The following is a 16,470-nucleotide window of genomic DNA, read 5'->3' on the forward strand; positions in this document are numbered from 1 at the left end:
AACGCCTATTCATCGTCCTCTTCATCGTCCTCTTCATCGTCCTCTTCCCGGCTATCGCTCTCTTTTTCACACTCGGAATGTTCCTCTTCCTCCGGCGGGATCTCCGGTTCCACCGAAGTGATCCGGAATTCCGGTCTCGTGGGGATGGTCGATTCCTTATGCCAGCTGATCTCCAGAATCAGTTTTTCCTGGTCTTTTCTCCGGCTGGCTTCCACCGTAAAATCCATCATCTCCACCGGGTGCAGGGCTACGTACTCGTCGCCCTGCTGGACATAGACCTTGCCCTCCTTGATCGACTTCACCAGTTCCTCGAGATACGAAACGACAGTGTTCAGATCCATCCTTCCCTTTAACCGCACTTCTTTTTTACTCATAATTACCTCCCGTCTTAAAGATAGTTGATGTGAAAAAAAGTTCACCCATTTTGGAGCGAGGCGACAAAGCGGGCCGCCTCGTTGAAGTCGATTCCTCCAGTAACCTCGAATACTGGAGAGCCATTCAAGACCTCCAAGTAGCGTTCAACCGAGAAGTCCGGCAACGGGTGGTTCGGATCCGGCTGGTAGAAGAGCCCTGGAGATTTGACGAACGACCGCATCAAGTCATTTCGCTCCCGGAGGTCGACCAGCCGAAAACATGGCATCCCGATATCTTTTTTCCAGTTCAAAAGGACAAGAGCGCTCAGAGGAGCACAGAGCACGAACGTTTCTTCACCGAATACTTCGTCCAGATACACGTCATGCTTGTGCTCGAGATCCCAGAGCCGGAGAGCGGGAACTTCAGCATACCGTCGACGGTCCCCTTCGGAGAGAACACCGTGTAACGCCGGATCGGCCAAAAGAGTTCCGGGGTTGACTCGGGGGAGTTTCGCCACCCCGTACATGGTCTTCCGTCCCTCCCCTTTCTTGACCAGGAGACGGTCGTTGCTCACAAAGCGCCAGCCTTTCCTGACCAAGCGCAGGGCCAGCGTTGATTTGCCCCGTCCGGCGAAACCGGCCAGAGCCAAGCCAGTCCGTCCCTGGCAGACCCCTGCGGCGTGAAATAACAAACATCCCCGGTCAAGCATCCATTGGATGTAACGGCTGTTGATAAAATTGATCACCTGGTTGGCGTTGGTCAGACAGGGACCGATGGCCAGGTTCACCCCGCTTCCGAAGACAAAGATCATCCCGGTGAGTCTCTTGCGCACCACCCGTCCCCCAGGAATTTCCCGGTATTCCTCCTTGATCTTCATTTTACCGGGGTCCGGCGGCTTGACCACCAGACCCTTTCCGGGGTCGATCGTCGGTCCCTCCAAAGCCATGACCTCGATATTTATATTATTCGAGGACACAGCGGTGAATACCCGGTAATAACGGCGCAAGGCAGCGATGAGGTTGGGATCGTTGCTGGTCACGCGAATCCGGCTGTCCCCGAACAGGAGAGTCAAGCTCTCCCGGGGAGGAAAGCGTTCCAGAACGCGGACGGCGGCTCCCAGGATGCCGGAATCGAAGAGATTATCCATCGAGGTCCTCCAGGACATAATCGACCAGAAGTTCGGCAGCGTCCAGCGAGTGGGATTCTAAAAGACCACGGAACCCCCCGAAGGCGGATACCTCAAAAACCAGAGGCCCCATGCCGGTTTCCACCACGTCTACCGTCGTGTAATCGAGACCGAACAGGTCCTGGGCTCGCTTCGCGACGGCAATCACTTCCTCCGGCGGATCGACCGCCTCGTACCGGCCGCCGGAGGAAGTGGTGGTATTCCAGGAATCACCCCCCCTTACCCGGGCATACGTTGCCAGGTACCGACCTCCCAGAAAAGCGATCCCCAGGTCCCGGCCGGGCAGGTCAAGCATTTGCTGGATATAGATCACCGAATTTCCGGCGGACCGAAAACGCTCCACCATCTTTGCACAGTCCCGGCCCGCTTCGACCACGAGCATGCCTCTGGCCTTGGTTGTATAAAGAGGCTTCAAAACCGCCCGGCCAAACTCCTCCACCGCCCGGCAGGCCTCTTCCAGACTTTCCGTGACGAAAGTCGGGGGAATGGGAATCTCCCCCAAACGCATGGTCACCGTACAGACCAACCGGTCCAACACCCGGAGAATCCGATAAGGATCGGAAAAAATCCGCAGGCCCCTCTCCTTCAGAAAACGGAGGATCTCCAACCGATCCAAGAAATCCGGCGAATAGTGAGACCCGATTTTTTTTATAACCATAGCGTCAAACGAAGACAGATCCTCCCCCCGGTACAACACTTGTCCCCGGTGGACATCGAAAACCAGGCTTTCCATGTCCACCAAAAACCGGAAACCGGTTTTCCGTTCCAGAACATCGGCCAATTTCTCCGATGACCAGCCGCCGGGTATGCCGATGACCCCGACTTTTTTCATCAAATCCTCTCCGTATTCACGACAATAGCGCTTCCAAAGGAATGTGGTAGTCTTCCCAGGGCTTTCCCATGAATTGGAGGATGTGCTCCAGCAGAAAACGTGAGTGCCGGAACATAACCCGGGCGAAATCCTCCTTGAGCTCGAAACGGGTGGAAGTGGCCAGAGACCGCACCAAGCCCAAACCCAGTCGGATTTCGAAAGTTGGATCGTCACTGTCTCTGGCAAAGGACCGGGAAAAGTCAAGACACTTCAGGATCGAGTGATCGAGTTTTTTTCGGACGGCGGAATCGAACACCGGCAGGCGAAAATGAGATACCAGAAATACCGAAATGTCCTGGACATAATCCTGATAGGCAGACCGGTGGAGATCGATAAAGTAGATCCGCCGGCTCTCCTTGTTGAAAATGATGTTATCCAGGTTGAAATCTCCGTGGATGAATACCGAAAACGGCGCCGGCGCCTGTTCTTCAAGGGACATGGCTTCTTGGAGTAGTTCCTCATAAGAGGGGATTTCCGTCGCCCCGCTCGGTTCCGGATCCCGTCGAAAATAGGGATGGACCTTGTATACGTCAGCGAGCCGGCCAGCGAGCTGATGCAGAAAAGAGGCGTTCACCGGGTCCGGAATCCGGGTTTCGGTCCAAATTCGGCGAAGTGTACCGGTGAGGATTTCGAGCGCTTCGTCCAAGACCTGAACGTCACGGTGCAGAAGAACGCTCTGGAATGTCTCCTCACCCATATATTCAAGCAGGAGCGCTCCATTTTCTCCAAAGCGCTGAAAGCCGAACACGCTGGGAGCGAGCCCGGGAAAGAGCCTGTGCCATTTTTCAATTGCCTCTTTTTCCTCAATGAGTTTCTTCAGCCGTCCTTCCTTAAAAATGACCCGCTGGGCTCGTTTCGTTTCACCCCGGCCTTCCACTTTTCCGACCCGGAGGCCGGATCGGGTTTCCGAGTAGGCCTGGAAAGAGAGGCCCTGACTCCCCAAGGATATCTCCGAGGACTTGAGGCTCTCCTCCAGAGCTTGGTACTGGTGAATCTTCAGGTTTTCACCGACCACGACGCTGATAATCGCCTCCCCGATGTTAAGCAAGGAATCACCGATGCGTTCCAGATAGCGGAACATAAAGAGGGTGGTGACCAAGTTTTCGGTCTCCCGCCCGAAACGCAGGTTTTCCATGATCGTATGAAATACCGCCCTGAAGAGATCGTCGAGCTGAAACTCACTCCGGCAGATGATAAGCGCCTGGTTGATGTCCCGGTTAAAAAGAGCCCGGTCGATGAGGCCTATCGCCCCGAAGATTTCTTGAAAAAAGGGCTTGTACTGGTACTGCTGAAAAAAGGCGAGATCACTCAGATACCGGATCTGCCCCACGATATTGACTAGGAAATCCGAAATATGTTCCAGGTTGTTAGCGGTGATGTAGATAGCCCGCATCAGGTCGAGATCTTTCTGCTCCAGTTGGGCAGGATCCTGGTGACGGGCAAAACACTGATTGATCACCAGACTTTTCAGGATATCGACGTACTCTTCCCGATCCAAGATTTTCTCGACCAGTTTCCCGTTATTCCCCTTGATAACTTCAACAGTATCCTCCACCTGCTTGGTGACCTCAAAGACTAAAAAACGTAGGTTCTCTTTAACCGTCCGGGTATAGAGCATCGGTCAATCAAGCAACTCTCGCCTAACGATCCGGGAGCCGCCGCTCCTACTATTTGGTACTACTTCCTTCAACCACCTGATCTTGAAAGTCACACCCATTCACCCCCTAAGTCGATTCTTGTATTCCCTGATGATCCGGGGACGGTCGGAATTGGCCACAATCAGGCTCTTGCGGATCGCCAGGTCGTCCCAGGCTTCCTGAAGGCCGATTTCCCGGCCGACCTTCTCCCGGTCCTGCAATATCGGATTCCTGGCCTTCTCGCTCATGTGGGTATCGTCTCCCATGAACACGAGGACCGACCGTTCCCACCCTTCCCGGCTCTTGTTCCGGCGGTTCACCACGTTGATGAAAAACTCGGTGAACTCCCGGGACTGGGGGTTCCACACTTCGTACCCGTCAACGTCGTAGTCAGCCAGAAGAATCGGCCAGAACTGCTCGGGATGGGGAATGACGATCCCCGCTCCCAGGGAGCGCCCTTCTTCGATCACCTCCTTGGTCTGGTAAAAATAATCGAGGGTGAAATGGGCTTTGACGACCTCCTTGACCACCTTCAAAAAGACCTGGGCCCGGTTGATCAACCGGTCGTCGTAGAGTTCCCGTAATTCATCGAACCAGTCGCGGATCAGCTTGTTCTTGATCATCTCAGCCGGGGTCACCGAGCGGTTACTGTCAATGAGTCTCTTGAGTTTACTAATGTACAGCCGGACGAACCCGATCAGTTCATCATTGGCTCCGGTTTCACCGGCCACCTGATGTAAACGATCTTCCCGGCTGGGCTCCAGAATGGTGTCGATAAAGTCGTAGAGCTGGCTGGAACGATACTGAAAAGTATGCTGGAGCATAGCTTTGAACACGTCGGCCCGGGGAGACTTCAATTTGGCGGTTTCGAAATGGAACAGGAGTTGGACTTTCCGGTTGAACTCACGGGAGAAACAGTCCACCTCCACACCGGTGTACTCGTGATAGTCGAGGGGAATGTTGTGCTGGGTGGGAATGACCAATTCGTTTTTCCGGTTGGGGAACATGGTCGTGATGCGCCGTTCGATTAGATCAAGGGGTACATACTCCGGATGCCAGTGAATGGCCAGAACGTGTTCCTGCTCCGGGTAGATGCGGGGAGGAGCGATAATCCATTCCACCTGCTCCAGCGTCAAGTGGGTAGAAACGATTTTCAGGTACGTTTCCTGGTCCCATTCGCTGAGATCCCGGGAGATAGATGAAAGATCCGGAATATCGATTTGAGCCGGTGATTTCATCCTCATCAGGTTCATGGCTCCTGAAATTCCAATATAGCAATTTAGGGACCGTCCCACCCTCTCCCACCCCTGGGAAAGAGAAATGGCAGAGTGAAAGGATTCCCTCATCACATATTGTAACGGTAAATGGCGACTGGTGTTCGCCCGATATGTTAAAGTTTCCTAATATTTCATAAGCCTGAATTCGCTACCAGAATTCAAAATTGATTCTACTGCAATAAGTAATTTTGCTGCAAAAGAACGAAGGAAGCCTGGGTCTGAGTTGCCTAAGTCAGCCGCCGAAATCACCGCATTTTCGAAGTAAAAAGGCCAAGGATGGCCTTTTTAGCAGCACTGCAACCAGACGTGGTCATTGATGCGTGCGAGAAAATGCCAGATGAGGCGTTGTTGATGGCAACGGGGCCTCGCTGAAATGAGCTTTTGCAGCAGAATCAAAATACTATTTGATGATCCCTCCCGGGGGTTTACTGCCCTCTTCAGGCCGATCAAGTTAGCCGGATACGTTTACAATTCCGAGGTCTTAAGTAAAAATGCGTTCTCCGATCTTCTGTCTTCATCCCGCCCACTTCCGACAGGCCGTGATATAGGCCAGGACATTCTCCACCGGGATTTCCTGGCCCAGGGTGTTGGCCGGGGAGACGATGAGGGAGGGCAACACCCGGGCCAAATCCATTCGGGATTTCACTTCGTTTTCGATCTCTTCGGGCGTTCCGAAGGGAAGGGTATGCTGGACGCTGATCGTCCCCCAAAAGCTCATTCGGTCGCCGTACTGTCTGATGATTTTCTCCGGGTTCTGGCACTCCGGCTGCAGGGGGTGGAGGATATCAAACCCCACTTCGACCAAGTCTTTGACCACCTCTTGAATATGGCCGCAGGAATGAAGAAAAAAGAAGCAGTCCGGGTACCTCCCCTTCAAATCCTGAACGATGGTTTGCCAGGCCGGCTTGAAAAAGCGCCGCCACAGATCGGGATGGATCTGCAGACAACTCTGCATCCCATAGTCGTCGTAAAAACAGAGGAGTTCCACCCCCGCCGCAGCGTGCGCCCGGGCGAGCTCATGGGTAAAGGCGGCAACAGTTTCGATGAGGGCCTGGGCCATCTCCGGCCGGGTGAGCAGATCGATCATGAATTCTTCCATGCCCCGCAGCCAGTGGCACCACTCGTAGATGCTCCCGCAGTAAGCCGCCGAGAGGTAGCCCTGTTCCCGGAGGAGGGCGGCGCGCTTACGCACCAGGGGCTCGCTTCCGATGTCGATCCCGGGTACGGGGTAATCCCGGAGTTCGGAGGCCGAAGCGGCGCTTTTGAGAGGATGGACCATCTCCTCCGAACCGGGATTGTCCGGCCAGGGTATTAGTCCCACCCCCCAGGGGGTAAGAGTCGCCTTCTCCGGTAACGGCGGGTCGAAGAAGTCGGGGGTGATCCCATTGGAGGTCAGGCGTAACCCGAAGCTACCTGAGGAGGTGTGGTAGCGGGGGTATTCGGCTTCGGCATGTGCAATCCGGACCTCAAACCCAAAATGTTCGGCGGGGTCAGTGATGCCGGTAGTCTCGACAAATTTGCGGTAAAAACCCGGGGTAAAAGCAGAACTGGCCCCGAAATCGAGGCTCCAGGGGATCCGGTCGACCGTTCCGGATCTCCTGAGGACTCGCGTGATCCGTTCCCGAGGGGATAAAGTCATATACTACCTCCTTCCAAGCGTCCGGCGCTGAACTTTCAGTAATCGGGACCGGGCGCCCGGTTCAAGCACACCCATTCCGGTTTTCTCCCATACTTTCCCTAGGAACGGTTAGGTCCTCTGCGCTCAGACCGTCCAGCACCGTTCTCACCTCGTCTTCGGTGCTCTTCAGCCGCTTTTTGCAGTAATTAATCAGACAGGCGGCCCGCTTGACTTTATCGGCCAGATCGTCCACCGGTATTTCCTCTTGTTCGATCTTCTTCACCAGAGCTTCCAGCTCCGCCATCGCCGCACTATACGTCAGTTGTTCCGGCGTTTCATTCATGGGTCTCCTCCACTCGGCTGACCGCCGTCCCTTTCCAGAATTTGGTCGTCAGAACATCGCCCGGCTGAACCATCCGAGCCTCCCGTACCGTACCGTCCCGGCATAGCGTTATGCTGTACCCCCGCTTCAGGACATTGACCGGATCAAGAAGCGCAATGACCTGCTCTTGTTGCGTCAAGGTTTCCCACTCCCGGCGGAAGCGATGACATAGGTCGAGTCCAAACCGGCTCCAGAGGGTTTCGATACCCTCTTGGCCGTGTCGGAGGATCGAGTCCACGACCACCGGCAATTTCCAGTCATTCAGGGAGAGACAGTGCCAAAGTTCGCCAAGCAACGCCAGGGCGGTCGACAAAAAATGCTTCCCCTCTAGGCTCAAGCGGTACCGCTCATTCACTAACACCCGTTCCGCACCCCGGCGGAGCGTTTCCTGGGCTTGGAGCAGCCGCTCTTCGAATTCCCGGGTCCGTCCGATCAAAAAATCGGCCACGGCCGTGGGGGTTTTCAGGCGGGTATGGGCTACCCGGTCCAGGACCGTCTCGTCCCGTTGGTGTCCGATCCCGCTGAGAACCGGCAGAGGGAAGCGAGCGACCGCATTAGCCAGGTTATAGCCATCGAAACAGTTGAGATCCGTCACCGAACCGCCTCCCCGGATTATCACCGCGAGGTCGAAATACCGCCCGACCCTCTCGATCCGCCGCAGCGCCCCAATAATCGACTGTTCCGCTTCTCTTCCCTGCATCCGGGCCGGGAACAGGTGGTATAGAAAGTGGTAACCGTAGCTGTTGTCAGCCAGATGCCGGCAGAAATCATCGTAGCCGGCCGCCTCCGGACTGGAAATAACGGCAATGACCTTGATTAACGGGGGAATGGAAAGAGAGCGGTTCCGATCCAGGAGATCTTCCCGTTCCAGCCGTTCCAGCACCTCCCGTTTTTTCCGGGCCATCTCACCCAGGGTATAGAGCGGATCGATGTCCTGGATGGTCAGGCTGAAGCCGTATACCTCACGAAAGACGAGCTGGGCGGCGAAAAGGATATTCATTCCGGCCCGGGGCTCTTCTCCGGTGGCACTGCGAAACCGGGCCAACAGGCCCCGGGCGGTCGCATTCCAGATATTGCCTTTGGCTTTGGCCAGGGTCAGACCATCCTTTTTTTCCACCAGCTCGAGATAAACATGACCCTTCTGCGTATCCTTCCGGATGTCCGCGATTTCCGCGATAATCCAAAGGGTCTCTGGAAACACCTCGCTGATGATCTCCCGAACCGATAGCAGAACCTGGGACAAGGTCCAGGGGGTGTCGTTGAAAATTCTCATAGACGTTTCTCGCTTTCCGGCCTCCCTAGCCGGTGGGTGCAGGCGCTACCGACTTTCCAGAAATAATATACCTTAATCCTTCACCTTTGACTATGGAAAAGACGGTTCACTAAACGCGGAAGCCGGCCAGCGCGACCAGTTCCGACTCCGGCATGAGCCCCTTTGCGGTCGATCCGGCATCCTTGACGAAGAAGATGAAAAATCCTATGCTGAATGAAGAATGTAGAAAGAGAGAACCTTACGCCAGACGGGAACATTTCGGGTAAACCCCGGTAGTACGAAGGAGAATCCGGCTGGTATGCCGAATCAGGATACGGAGGGGTAACAATGAACATGTCTAAATGGTGCGTTATTTTCTTCAGCCGGCATAAAATGATCCATCGGCCAGAATGGCCCCACCGTGGCTTTTCCTGGCAAAGTCCGCTTATGGTCTACGCCGGGTGAGGTGAGGAAACATGAGCGGTTCGCCTGCTTTAGTCCCCCTGGTCCAAATCCCCGGGGTATCTAGGGTTAGCATGTGGACCAGGATCCACGAGGAGATCACCTGTACCGGACCCAAGGTAGCGATCGGTGAACTGATTGGTCGAAACAAGAGCGCTCAGAAATCCCGGAACCCGATCCAGGAACTCATCGGAAAGGCGGCACTTTAATGGAAGAGCGCCAGACACTGTGGCTGAAAGAGCTCAAAGCCTCCCGGACGACCTTTCTGGCCATCACCGTCGTGATCGCGGCCTGGGACCTCTTCCTGTTTACGCAAACGAACGCCTGGAGCCGGGATTTGATTCTGGCCCTCAGCCTCCTACCGCTTGCGGTCTTACCCTTTTTCTCCCTGATCGCCGGGGTCACCACGTTGCGTCGTGAATGGCCAAATCGGACCAGAGTTCTCTCACGCTTCCTCCCCTTGCAAGGGATGACCATTCTTTCCATCAAGCAAATAGCGATCTTCCTGGAGCTCCTCTTGGGTGCCGGCCTGATCATCACCGGGGCAACGTTACTGGGCGGTACGCTGATCCCCCCGGATTTCACCCCGCCCCTCCGGGTTTTGGTGGTCGTGGGACTGGCCCTTTCCACCCTCGCGTTTGCCTGCCTTTCCCAATTCGCCTATATCGCCGGGCGCCTGTGCGGGCGCTTTAGCGTTCTGGCCGCTGTCTGGGTATTTCTCCTGTCCCTGTGGGGTATCGGCCGGTTGGCCACTCTTCTGGTCCCCCTGCTCACCGGGCTTCCGAATCTCGCCCTCCGGATAAGTGACCCGACCGCCGCCGACCTTTTGACGCCTTCGGTCATCCAGATCGACCCGGCTCCCCTCTTCGCCCTGGTGGTGGGCTTTCTGGTCCTGTTTTTCCTCGGCGCCTGGTTGATGGAACATCATGTCCAAGCTTGAGAGGGGAGGGTCGCCATGCGATCCCGATACTGGTTCCTACTGATCCTGATCATCGTCACCATTATCGCCTCAGTCGACCTGTATAACGGCGGATTGCGCGATATCGCTTCGGCGTTTGATCGGCTCATCACCCAACCGGTCAACGACGTGGTCTATGAACTGGACGAGCACTGGTTCAAGGAACAATGAAGTACACCACCAAAATCGCTGAGAGCGTTAATACACCGTTCACTGATCACTGATCACAGTTTTTTTCCATAGGAAAGGAGGTGTTTGTATGCAAAAGCGTTGGTTTAAGATGATAGGCATCATCGGTCTCGTTGGTCTGGTGCTTCTGATTGCCACCCTGCCGGTTATGGCCAGCTCGATCGAAGAGCGACGGACCGTCCCTCTGGAAACGGCGGAAAGCGCTCGGGTGGAAATCCAATTCGGAGTCGGAGAACTCCTAGTCTCCGGTGGAGCGATGGAGTTGATCGAAGCCGAATTCCGCTATGCCAATGAGCACTGGGAGCCGGAGTTAGAACATATACGGCGCAATTCCCTGACCCGGGTCGAGATCGACCAGGATCTTTCGGTACTCAGTTTCTTCCATTTCGGTCCTCTCGAAAATCGCTGGAATATCCTGCTCAACAACCAAGTGCCTCTGGACCTCACCGTGAAAGTCGGAGCGGGGAAGGCCGACCTCTCGATGGGATGGCTGAACCTCAGAAGTCTGAATATCAAAGTCGGTGCGGGGGAAATGATCCTGGACCTGACCGGAGCTTGGGCGCAGGACTGCAACATCGAGTTGGACATGGCGGCAGGAACGCTTCATCTGCTCCTGCCCTCCGCCGTGGGGGTACGGGTCGAAGCCCAAACGGTCGTGGGTCAAGTCGATGCGCGAAATCTGACCGAAGAGGACGGCGCGTACGTTAACCTGGCCTACCACACTTCGCCGGTCACGCTCAACATCAGGCTAAGAAACATAGTTGGAGAGGTGGTGATCAAGGGATGAAGGAAAAGGCCTCCCCTTCACCGCCTCATCCCTTCCCCGATCCCTCACGCAATGGGATCAGGTCGAGAAGAGACGATGAATCGGCGAATCCCCGCTTCGATCAGCGGAATCAGGGTACCGAAGGTTTTCGGGGTCACCACGCCCTCTCCGGCGTTGATGGTCAGGCCAGAGAGGAAGAAAATATTTTTTCCTCCCCAACCCCGCTGGTTCATCAGGACGGCTCCGAAAATACTAAGTAAAAGGGTTAAGGGTTAGCTTTCCGGTTGGGGCTAACGGCTTCACAATAAGGACAAAAACACCGACATCCGCCGGGCGGTGCGTTCCAGCAGATACCCCGTGCTTGCCAGTGATTCGTCGAGCATCAGAGGACCAGGGGTAATGGGAAAAAGAAATACCCCCGCCCTGACGAATTTTTCTTCCGCGTCCGCGTCCAGCCGGCCACAGACCAAGATAAGGGGCTTGTGCAGGTCCCGGCACAATTCGAATACCCCTTGAATAGCCTTTCCGTAAAAGGTCTGGCGGTCGATCAGGCCTTCCCCGCTTACGACACAATCACAGGTCTGGACCGCTTCGGGGAGGTGAAGCAACCGGGTGATCATATCGATACCCGGTGTGAGCTTCGCTTCACACAATGCCGCAAGACCTGCTCCGATCCCCCCGGCCGCTCCGCCGCCGGGCAGATCATCGACCGCGCTCCCCGTCATGCGCCGGACCACTTCGGCAAACCGGCGTAATCCCCGGTCGAGGCGTACTACCGCCTCCGGCGAAGCCCCCTTTTGGGGGGCGTAGACATAGGCGGCGCCTTCCGGCCCGTAAAGAGGGTTGGCCACATCACTGAGCACCAGGATTTCCCGATCCCGCAACCGGGCGTCGAGGTTCCGCGTATCGATCCGAGTGAGACGCTCCAGCTCCTCGCCAATTCCAGACAACTCCCGCCCGTGGACATCGAAAAAACGGGCCCCCAGCGCCCGCAAGGCCCCCATTCCGGCGTCGTTGCTGGCGCTTCCCCCTATCGCCACCAGGATCCGCCGGCACTCCCGGTCCAGCGCGTGACCAATGAGTTCACCCACCCCATAAGTCGTTGTCTTCTCGGGGTCCCGCTGTTTTTGGGGAACCAGACCCAACCCGGCGGCCTGGGCCAATTCGATCACAGCAGTCTTCCCCTCCGCAAGTAGGAGCAACAACGCCTCCACCGGTTCCCCCAGAGGACCGGTCACCGTCAAGCGGACCAGTTCCCCACCGATCCCGCGAAAGAGGCACATAGCGGTACCCTCGCCCCCGTCGGCCAAAGGCTTTGCCACAATATCCCACTCCGGCCGAATGTCCCGCAGTCCCTTTTCCAGCGCCGCGGCGACCTCCCAGGCATAAAGGCAATCTTTAAACGAATCCGGACACAGCAAAACACGCATGACTTTTTTCCTTCCTGTAAAAGCGGTGAACAATTCGTCCCTTGTCTATCCTAACACAGACTGATATCCTTTTTTGAGGGCAAAGTCAACAGGTCGGCGGGTCCAACGGCATCGACCCTTCTACCCTTTCACTGTTCACCGATCACTGTTCCATTTTTATAAGGAGGCCATCATGAACCAAACGCTCACCGTTCAATCGCTCAGCCAGGAGGCGTTCCAGAAGTACGGAGAGTATGTCCACCTCGCCCAGGTGGGGCCGGAAAACTTTCAACTGCTCGGCAAATCGCCGGTCGAATTCTACCCGGATCTGGTGATCCAGAACATCGGTAAATCCATTTTGGGTGTTTCGCTATTGCGAGTGTATCCCCGGGCATACGAGATCGAATTCACCGAGCATCATCACGATACCGAGGAAGGCCTGCTCCCCCTGGACGGGGATGTGTTCATGCACGTAGGCGGAGCGCCCCAGGCGATACCAGATCTCGCCGTCGAGGTATTTGCCGTCCCCCGACTCACTCTGGTCCGCCTGAAAATCGGAGTCTGGCATCACGCCGTTTTCGCCCGGGGAAACGACCCGGTCAATGTCCTGATTCTCCTGGCAGAACGTACCTACCATAACGATTGTGAAGTGGTGGAGTGCCGAAAAGGGTTCAGCGCTTCCCCCTGAGCCAAGGGGACAGACGATGTAAAAAAAGGGGGAAGATTCGGGAGAAGGGGGCTCTCGTCGTCCCGGGCGAGGCCTTGCTATGTGGTCACGCTACTTTTAACGAGGGATGGATTGGTGAGGTTGACCGTAAAACGGCAGCGATCGCCCCGGAAATAAGTCACATTGTGTTCGATCGGAACCCCTTCTTCATCATAAGTGGTTCGTTCACTCAAGAGACAAGGGGAACCTTTCGGCACTCCGAGCAGTTCTCCCAGTTCCCGGTCGGCCACGACGGCCTCCATATCCTGTTTCGCCCAGGCGGGGGGGTGGTGCAGCTTCTGAAACACCGCGTAGAGAGACTCCTTTTCCATGTCGAAATCAGGCAGCTCCGGGCGTACCGGTAAAAAGCCCAGGGAAATTGAACACTCCATTTTTGCTGTGTTATACTTGAAATGGATGAGCGGTGTACTTCGTGTACGGCGACCTGTCATACTGTCAAGAGGGTAAGAATGATCTCGACCATCACCGAAACATTTTCGGGTACCGAGAGGGAGTGTCTCGATCACATCGTTGATTTGGCGATTGTCATTTCCGGGGCATCGACCGGATCGATTTTACTGGCCGAGGATAATTCCCGGTTGACGATCGCCGCCGGTCGCGGCTTGAGGGAAGAATATATCGGATCAACCATTCCCCTTTCCGTGGATAGTGTTTCTGAAGAGGTCTACCGGACTGGAAAACCGATCCTGATCGGAGAGGCCGATATCAGTTTTCCCTCTCGGCGCAGAGAGCGGAACGAATTATCCATCTCGTTGCCGATCAAGCGGGAAAACGGACAAGTCGTAGGGGTTCTCAACCTGAACCGATCCGGTAAAAGTTTCGATCATTCAGGGCTTCCTCGCTTACAAGCCCTGACCACCAATATCGCACTATTGATCGAAGAGAACGCGTTACGCAGGGACCGGGAACGAATATTGGTCGCCCTGTCAGAAATCACACCGCTGTTTTCCGGTATGAGTTTCACCGAATGTCCGAACGATGTATTCTCCAGGATATATTACTCGGTAAAAATTTTGACCGGCATCAGGCAGGCTGCCGTTTTTCGATTGTCCCGGGTGAGGCCCTACCTGGTATACCGGCAGGAATGGCCGAAAACATTCACCTGGAAAAGGCTTCAGGAAATTCATGGGTTGGTCAGTGATTACCTGGAAACCAGGAAACCCGGAAGCATGACATTTGAGGAACACAAGCGATTCCTGGTTTTACCGATCAGCTTGGCCGATGAACCGTATTACCTCTTTTTGGGTATACAAGAACAACCGATTGATATCATCGATTCGCTGGTGCTCTCCATGGTCGCCAATCTATCCGGTTCCTGTCTGCAAAACCTGTTCCTGTTTGGAGAGAGCCGGAAACTGACCCGGATGAGAGAGCGCAACCGGATCGCCCGGGAACTTCATGACGGGTTGGCCCAGATTCTGGCTTCGACCCAAATTTACCTCCATTTTCTGGAGAACTCCCAGGTCTCTTTCAGTGAGGAACAGCGGAAAGTCCTGGAAAAGATTAAAAGCCTCAACGACCTGGGGTTGGAAGAGTCCCGCTTTATCATTTCCGAGCTGAAGGGGAAGCCGGTATCCCGTAGCCGATTTGAAGAAAAAATACAAGACCTGGTTCGGTTGTTCTCCAGCCCCGGCCTGGATATTCATCTTGATTCCAGGATCCCGGTGCCCAAGATCCCCTATGGTATATTCAAGATGGTGACCTTGATCGTTCAGGAAGCGCTGGCGAACATCCAGAAACACGCAGAAGCGAACCAGGTGGAGGTGTCGCTCGTCCAGCAGAACAATACGTTGAGCATTTTGGTCAAGGATAACGGGAAGGGGTTCAATATGCGGGAAAAAACCAGTAAAAACCAGGGAGAACATTTCGGTCTATCCAACCTTCGGGAGCGGATTCGCCTCCTCAAGGGCAGTTTCCGGGTCTTTACCCGGCCCGGTGAAGGGACCAGGATCATGGCCAAAATTCCACTGCCTGAAGACTGATCCGGTCAATGAAGCACGCAATGATATCGTTGAACACCAGTCATGGATCACCGATTTCGATTGTTTCAAGGGAGGCATCACGTTGAATACAACAAAGATCGCACTGGTTGATGATCATCCCATCTTTTTGGCCGGGCTGAAAAAGCTTCTGGAAGAGGAGGGCGGGCTACAGGTGGCCTTTACCGCGCAATCGGTACGGGAAGCCATAGCTCAGCTTGCCGAATTTCCCGTGGACTTGGTGATGGTTGATTTCAACATGCCCGGCAAAACCGGTATCGATTTTTTACGGGAGGCCAGTGTGCTGTATCCGAATATTCCGGTGGTCATGCTGACGGTGGAAGAAGACGAAGAGATCATCTCCCGGGCCATGAAAGAAGGGGCTCGTGGTTATATCCTGAAACAGGATTCGCCTGAGCGCCTGATCAAAAGTATTCATAGTTGCCTGGCTGGGGAAATTTTGCTCAGCGACCGGATTTATTCCAAGGTGATCGACTTGATGAGGAAGTTTTCACCCGGGAAAGAGGATGAATCGGAGTTATACCGGATTCTCTCTCGCCGGGAGATGGATATCGTCAAATCCATTGTACAGGGGAAATCCAACTCGGATATCGCCGAAACTCTTTTTATCAGCGAGAGCACGGTCAAGAACCACATCAGTTCGATCCTGCGTAAACTCAACCTCAAAGACCGGGTGGAACTGGCCATCAGGGCTGTCCGGGAGGGTATCCGTTAGCCGTCCCACAAACGCCGACTACCGAGGGTGTGATGGGACGGCTCAGTTCATATCACTTGGTTCTTCACTCAGGCCTTCCGAATGGCTGTTTTCATGGACATGCCATTGAAGCATTCGTTCAGGTGTTTCGCTTCCATCGGTTTGGTATAGAGGCTGACGATCCAGGTCAAGACCGCTGCGATGGGAAGGGCCACGAAAAGCGGATCCACCGCTTCCCAGGGATGACCCCAGAGGGCCGGTCGGCCGAACAGCGCCTGGCTGATGCCGAGAACTTGTGATTCCGCTTTATGAACCAGCGCATGTGTTTGGCAAGATAAAATTACATAGTTCGGCAGCGTAAAAGTGCAGAGATAGAAGGCTGCCATCGTTTGTGTACGGTACATGTACGATAGAAGGGATCCCCCCTTCCCCCTAGGGGGAAGGGAAAAACATATGTTCTTTTTATGTTTCATCCACCTCCGCATCATCAATTCCGGTATTTTTCACTCCGGACAAGGCCTGTTTCAACCTGAAACTTTTACCGGTAAAAGCCAGGATATGCGCATGATGAACAAGGCGGTCGATCATTGCCGCAGTTAACCTGTTGTCGCCGAGCACGCTGTTCCACTGCCCGAATTGCAGGTTCGACGTAATGATGATGCTTTGTTTCTCATAGGCCTGGGAAACA

General features: G+C 54.8%; 20 protein-coding genes. 7 read left to right on the forward strand and 13 right to left on the reverse strand.

From position 1 onward, the window contains the following. Positions 1–5: 5 nt before the first annotated feature. The 8 genes from VLH40_03385 to xseA form a co-directional block, all read right to left on the reverse strand. On the reverse strand, positions 6–374 hold the full coding sequence (locus tag VLH40_03385) for an amphi-Trp domain-containing protein (GenBank protein ID HSV31052.1): 369 nt from the start codon (positions 372–374) through the stop codon (positions 6–8). Between the two features lie 41 nt (positions 375–415). Beyond that, positions 416–1,501 carry an HprK-related kinase B gene (locus tag VLH40_03390; GenBank protein ID HSV31053.1) on the reverse strand — a complete coding sequence of 362 codons (1,086 nt, stop codon included), beginning with the start codon at positions 1,499–1,501 and terminating at the stop codon, positions 416–418. Then, the gene (locus VLH40_03395; GenBank protein ID HSV31054.1) at positions 1,494–2,372 is read right to left on the reverse strand and encodes a GAK system ATP-grasp enzyme; all 879 of its coding nucleotides are present in this window, start codon (positions 2,370–2,372) and stop codon (positions 1,494–1,496) included. The genes VLH40_03390 and VLH40_03395 overlap by 8 nt, the downstream gene beginning before the upstream one ends. 16 nt (positions 2,373–2,388) lie before the next feature. Next, on the reverse strand, positions 2,389–4,029 hold the full coding sequence (locus VLH40_03400) for a PhoU domain-containing protein (GenBank protein ID HSV31055.1): 1,641 nt from the start codon (positions 4,027–4,029) through the stop codon (positions 2,389–2,391). A 99-nt stretch (positions 4,030–4,128) separates the two neighbouring features. Then, a complete protein-coding gene (locus tag VLH40_03405) occupies positions 4,129–5,292 on the reverse strand; it encodes a hypothetical protein (protein HSV31056.1) in 1,164 nt (387 codons plus the stop codon). Between the two features lie 547 nt (positions 5,293–5,839). Then, positions 5,840–6,964 carry a uroporphyrinogen decarboxylase family protein gene (locus VLH40_03410; protein ID HSV31057.1) on the reverse strand — a complete coding sequence of 375 codons (1,125 nt, stop codon included), beginning with the start codon at positions 6,962–6,964 and terminating at the stop codon, positions 5,840–5,842. Between the two features lie 61 nt (positions 6,965–7,025). Further along, complete coding sequence (gene xseB, locus VLH40_03415; GenBank protein ID HSV31058.1) at positions 7,026–7,286, reverse strand: exodeoxyribonuclease VII small subunit; 261 nt, start codon at positions 7,284–7,286, stop codon at positions 7,026–7,028. Then, positions 7,279–8,598: an exodeoxyribonuclease VII large subunit gene (gene xseA / locus VLH40_03420; protein ID HSV31059.1), complete on the reverse strand. Its 1,320-nt coding sequence runs from the start codon at positions 8,596–8,598 to the stop codon at positions 7,279–7,281. Before xseA ends, xseB begins: the two co-directional genes overlap by 8 nt. A 455-nt stretch (positions 8,599–9,053) precedes the next feature. On the opposite strand from xseA, the gene VLH40_03425 reads away from it, so the two are divergent. From VLH40_03425 to VLH40_03440, 4 genes are all read left to right on the forward strand, one after another. Further along, positions 9,054–9,248 (forward strand): hypothetical protein, encoded by a 195-nt coding sequence (locus tag VLH40_03425; GenBank protein ID HSV31060.1) that lies wholly within the window; start codon positions 9,054–9,056, stop codon positions 9,246–9,248. Further along, positions 9,248–9,979, forward strand: coding sequence for a hypothetical protein (locus tag VLH40_03430; GenBank protein HSV31061.1), 732 nt, complete (start codon positions 9,248–9,250; stop codon positions 9,977–9,979). The genes VLH40_03425 and VLH40_03430 overlap by 1 nt, the downstream gene beginning before the upstream one ends. 15 nt (positions 9,980–9,994) lie before the next feature. Beyond that, positions 9,995–10,168, forward strand: coding sequence for a hypothetical protein (locus VLH40_03435; GenBank protein HSV31062.1), 174 nt, complete (start codon positions 9,995–9,997; stop codon positions 10,166–10,168). Between the two features lie 88 nt (positions 10,169–10,256). After that, the gene (locus VLH40_03440; GenBank protein ID HSV31063.1) at positions 10,257–10,973 is read left to right on the forward strand and encodes a toast rack family protein; all 717 of its coding nucleotides are present in this window, start codon (positions 10,257–10,259) and stop codon (positions 10,971–10,973) included. Between the two features lie 44 nt (positions 10,974–11,017). On the opposite strand, the gene VLH40_03445 is transcribed toward VLH40_03440, so the two are convergent. Further along, entirely contained in the window at positions 11,018–11,185 is a 168-nt protein-coding gene (locus VLH40_03445) for a hypothetical protein (GenBank protein HSV31064.1), read from the reverse strand. 66 nt (positions 11,186–11,251) lie between these two features. Beyond that, the gene (locus tag VLH40_03450; GenBank protein HSV31065.1) at positions 11,252–12,382 is read right to left on the reverse strand and encodes a glycerate kinase; all 1,131 of its coding nucleotides are present in this window, start codon (positions 12,380–12,382) and stop codon (positions 11,252–11,254) included. 172 nt (positions 12,383–12,554) lie between these two features. On the opposite strand from VLH40_03450, the gene VLH40_03455 reads away from it, so the two are divergent. Continuing rightward, positions 12,555–13,049, forward strand: a complete 495-nt coding sequence (locus tag VLH40_03455; protein ID HSV31066.1) for an ureidoglycolate lyase — start codon at positions 12,555–12,557, stop codon at positions 13,047–13,049. A 77-nt stretch (positions 13,050–13,126) separates the two neighbouring features. Here VLH40_03455 and VLH40_03460 read toward each other — a convergent pair whose 3' ends face one another. Then, on the reverse strand, positions 13,127–13,519 hold the full coding sequence (locus VLH40_03460; protein ID HSV31067.1) for a UTRA domain-containing protein: 393 nt from the start codon (positions 13,517–13,519) through the stop codon (positions 13,127–13,129). Between the two features lie 18 nt (positions 13,520–13,537). Between VLH40_03460 and VLH40_03465 the strand changes: the two genes are divergently transcribed. Both VLH40_03465 and VLH40_03470 read left to right on the forward strand, forming a co-directional pair. Further along, positions 13,538–15,070, forward strand: coding sequence for a GAF domain-containing sensor histidine kinase (locus tag VLH40_03465; GenBank protein HSV31068.1), 1,533 nt, complete (start codon positions 13,538–13,540; stop codon positions 15,068–15,070). Positions 15,071–15,152: 82 nt separating this feature from the next. Beyond that, entirely contained in the window at positions 15,153–15,803 is a 651-nt protein-coding gene (locus VLH40_03470) for a response regulator transcription factor (GenBank protein HSV31069.1), read from the forward strand. 68 nt (positions 15,804–15,871) lie between these two features. On the opposite strand, the gene VLH40_03475 is transcribed toward VLH40_03470, so the two are convergent. Together VLH40_03475 and VLH40_03480 are read right to left on the reverse strand one after the other, a co-directional pair. Next, positions 15,872–16,186: a hypothetical protein gene (locus VLH40_03475; GenBank protein HSV31070.1), complete on the reverse strand. Its 315-nt coding sequence runs from the start codon at positions 16,184–16,186 to the stop codon at positions 15,872–15,874. A 58-nt stretch (positions 16,187–16,244) separates the two neighbouring features. Continuing rightward, positions 16,245–16,470, reverse strand: a 226-nt coding sequence (locus tag VLH40_03480; protein HSV31071.1) for an ATP-binding protein, incomplete at its 5' end; no start/stop codon positions are given.

This window comes from Atribacteraceae bacterium (assembly GCA_035477455.1).
GTDB lineage: Bacteria > Atribacterota > Atribacteria > Atribacterales > Atribacteraceae > DATIKP01.

Bases quoted from the DNA above. Each gene is read 5' to 3' on its own strand.
- VLH40_03400 (HSV31055.1), bottom strand. From the start codon at position 4,029: ATGCTCTATACCCGGACGGTTAAAGAGAACCTACGTTTTTTAGTCTTT.
- VLH40_03450 (HSV31065.1), bottom strand. From the start codon at position 12,382: ATGCGTGTTTTGCTGTGTCCGGATTCGTTTAAAGATTGCCTTTATGCC.
- VLH40_03435 (HSV31062.1), top strand. From the start codon at position 9,995: ATGCGATCCCGATACTGGTTCCTACTGATCCTGATCATCGTCACCATT.
- VLH40_03455 (HSV31066.1), top strand. From the start codon at position 12,555: ATGAACCAAACGCTCACCGTTCAATCGCTCAGCCAGGAGGCGTTCCAG.
- VLH40_03395 (HSV31054.1), bottom strand. From the start codon at position 2,372: ATGAAAAAAGTCGGGGTCATCGGCATACCCGGCGGCTGGTCATCGGAG.
- VLH40_03385 (HSV31052.1), bottom strand. From the start codon at position 374: ATGAGTAAAAAAGAAGTGCGGTTAAAGGGAAGGATGGATCTGAACACT.
- VLH40_03460 (HSV31067.1), bottom strand. From the start codon at position 13,519: ATGACAGGTCGCCGTACACGAAGTACACCGCTCATCCATTTCAAGTAT.
- xseA (HSV31059.1), bottom strand. From the start codon at position 8,598: ATGAGAATTTTCAACGACACCCCCTGGACCTTGTCCCAGGTTCTGCTA.
- VLH40_03410 (HSV31057.1), bottom strand. From the start codon at position 6,964: ATGACTTTATCCCCTCGGGAACGGATCACGCGAGTCCTCAGGAGATCC.
- VLH40_03425 (HSV31060.1), top strand. From the start codon at position 9,054: ATGAGCGGTTCGCCTGCTTTAGTCCCCCTGGTCCAAATCCCCGGGGTA.
- xseB (HSV31058.1), bottom strand. From the start codon at position 7,286: ATGAATGAAACGCCGGAACAACTGACGTATAGTGCGGCGATGGCGGAG.
- VLH40_03445 (HSV31064.1), bottom strand. From the start codon at position 11,185: ATGAACCAGCGGGGTTGGGGAGGAAAAAATATTTTCTTCCTCTCTGGC.
- VLH40_03430 (HSV31061.1), top strand. From the start codon at position 9,248: ATGGAAGAGCGCCAGACACTGTGGCTGAAAGAGCTCAAAGCCTCCCGG.
- VLH40_03405 (HSV31056.1), bottom strand. From the start codon at position 5,292: ATGAGGATGAAATCACCGGCTCAAATCGATATTCCGGATCTTTCATCT.
- VLH40_03440 (HSV31063.1), top strand. From the start codon at position 10,257: ATGCAAAAGCGTTGGTTTAAGATGATAGGCATCATCGGTCTCGTTGGT.
- VLH40_03475 (HSV31070.1), bottom strand. From the start codon at position 16,186: ATGTACCGTACACAAACGATGGCAGCCTTCTATCTCTGCACTTTTACG.
- VLH40_03465 (HSV31068.1), top strand. From the start codon at position 13,538: ATGATCTCGACCATCACCGAAACATTTTCGGGTACCGAGAGGGAGTGT.
- VLH40_03390 (HSV31053.1), bottom strand. From the start codon at position 1,501: ATGGATAATCTCTTCGATTCCGGCATCCTGGGAGCCGCCGTCCGCGTT.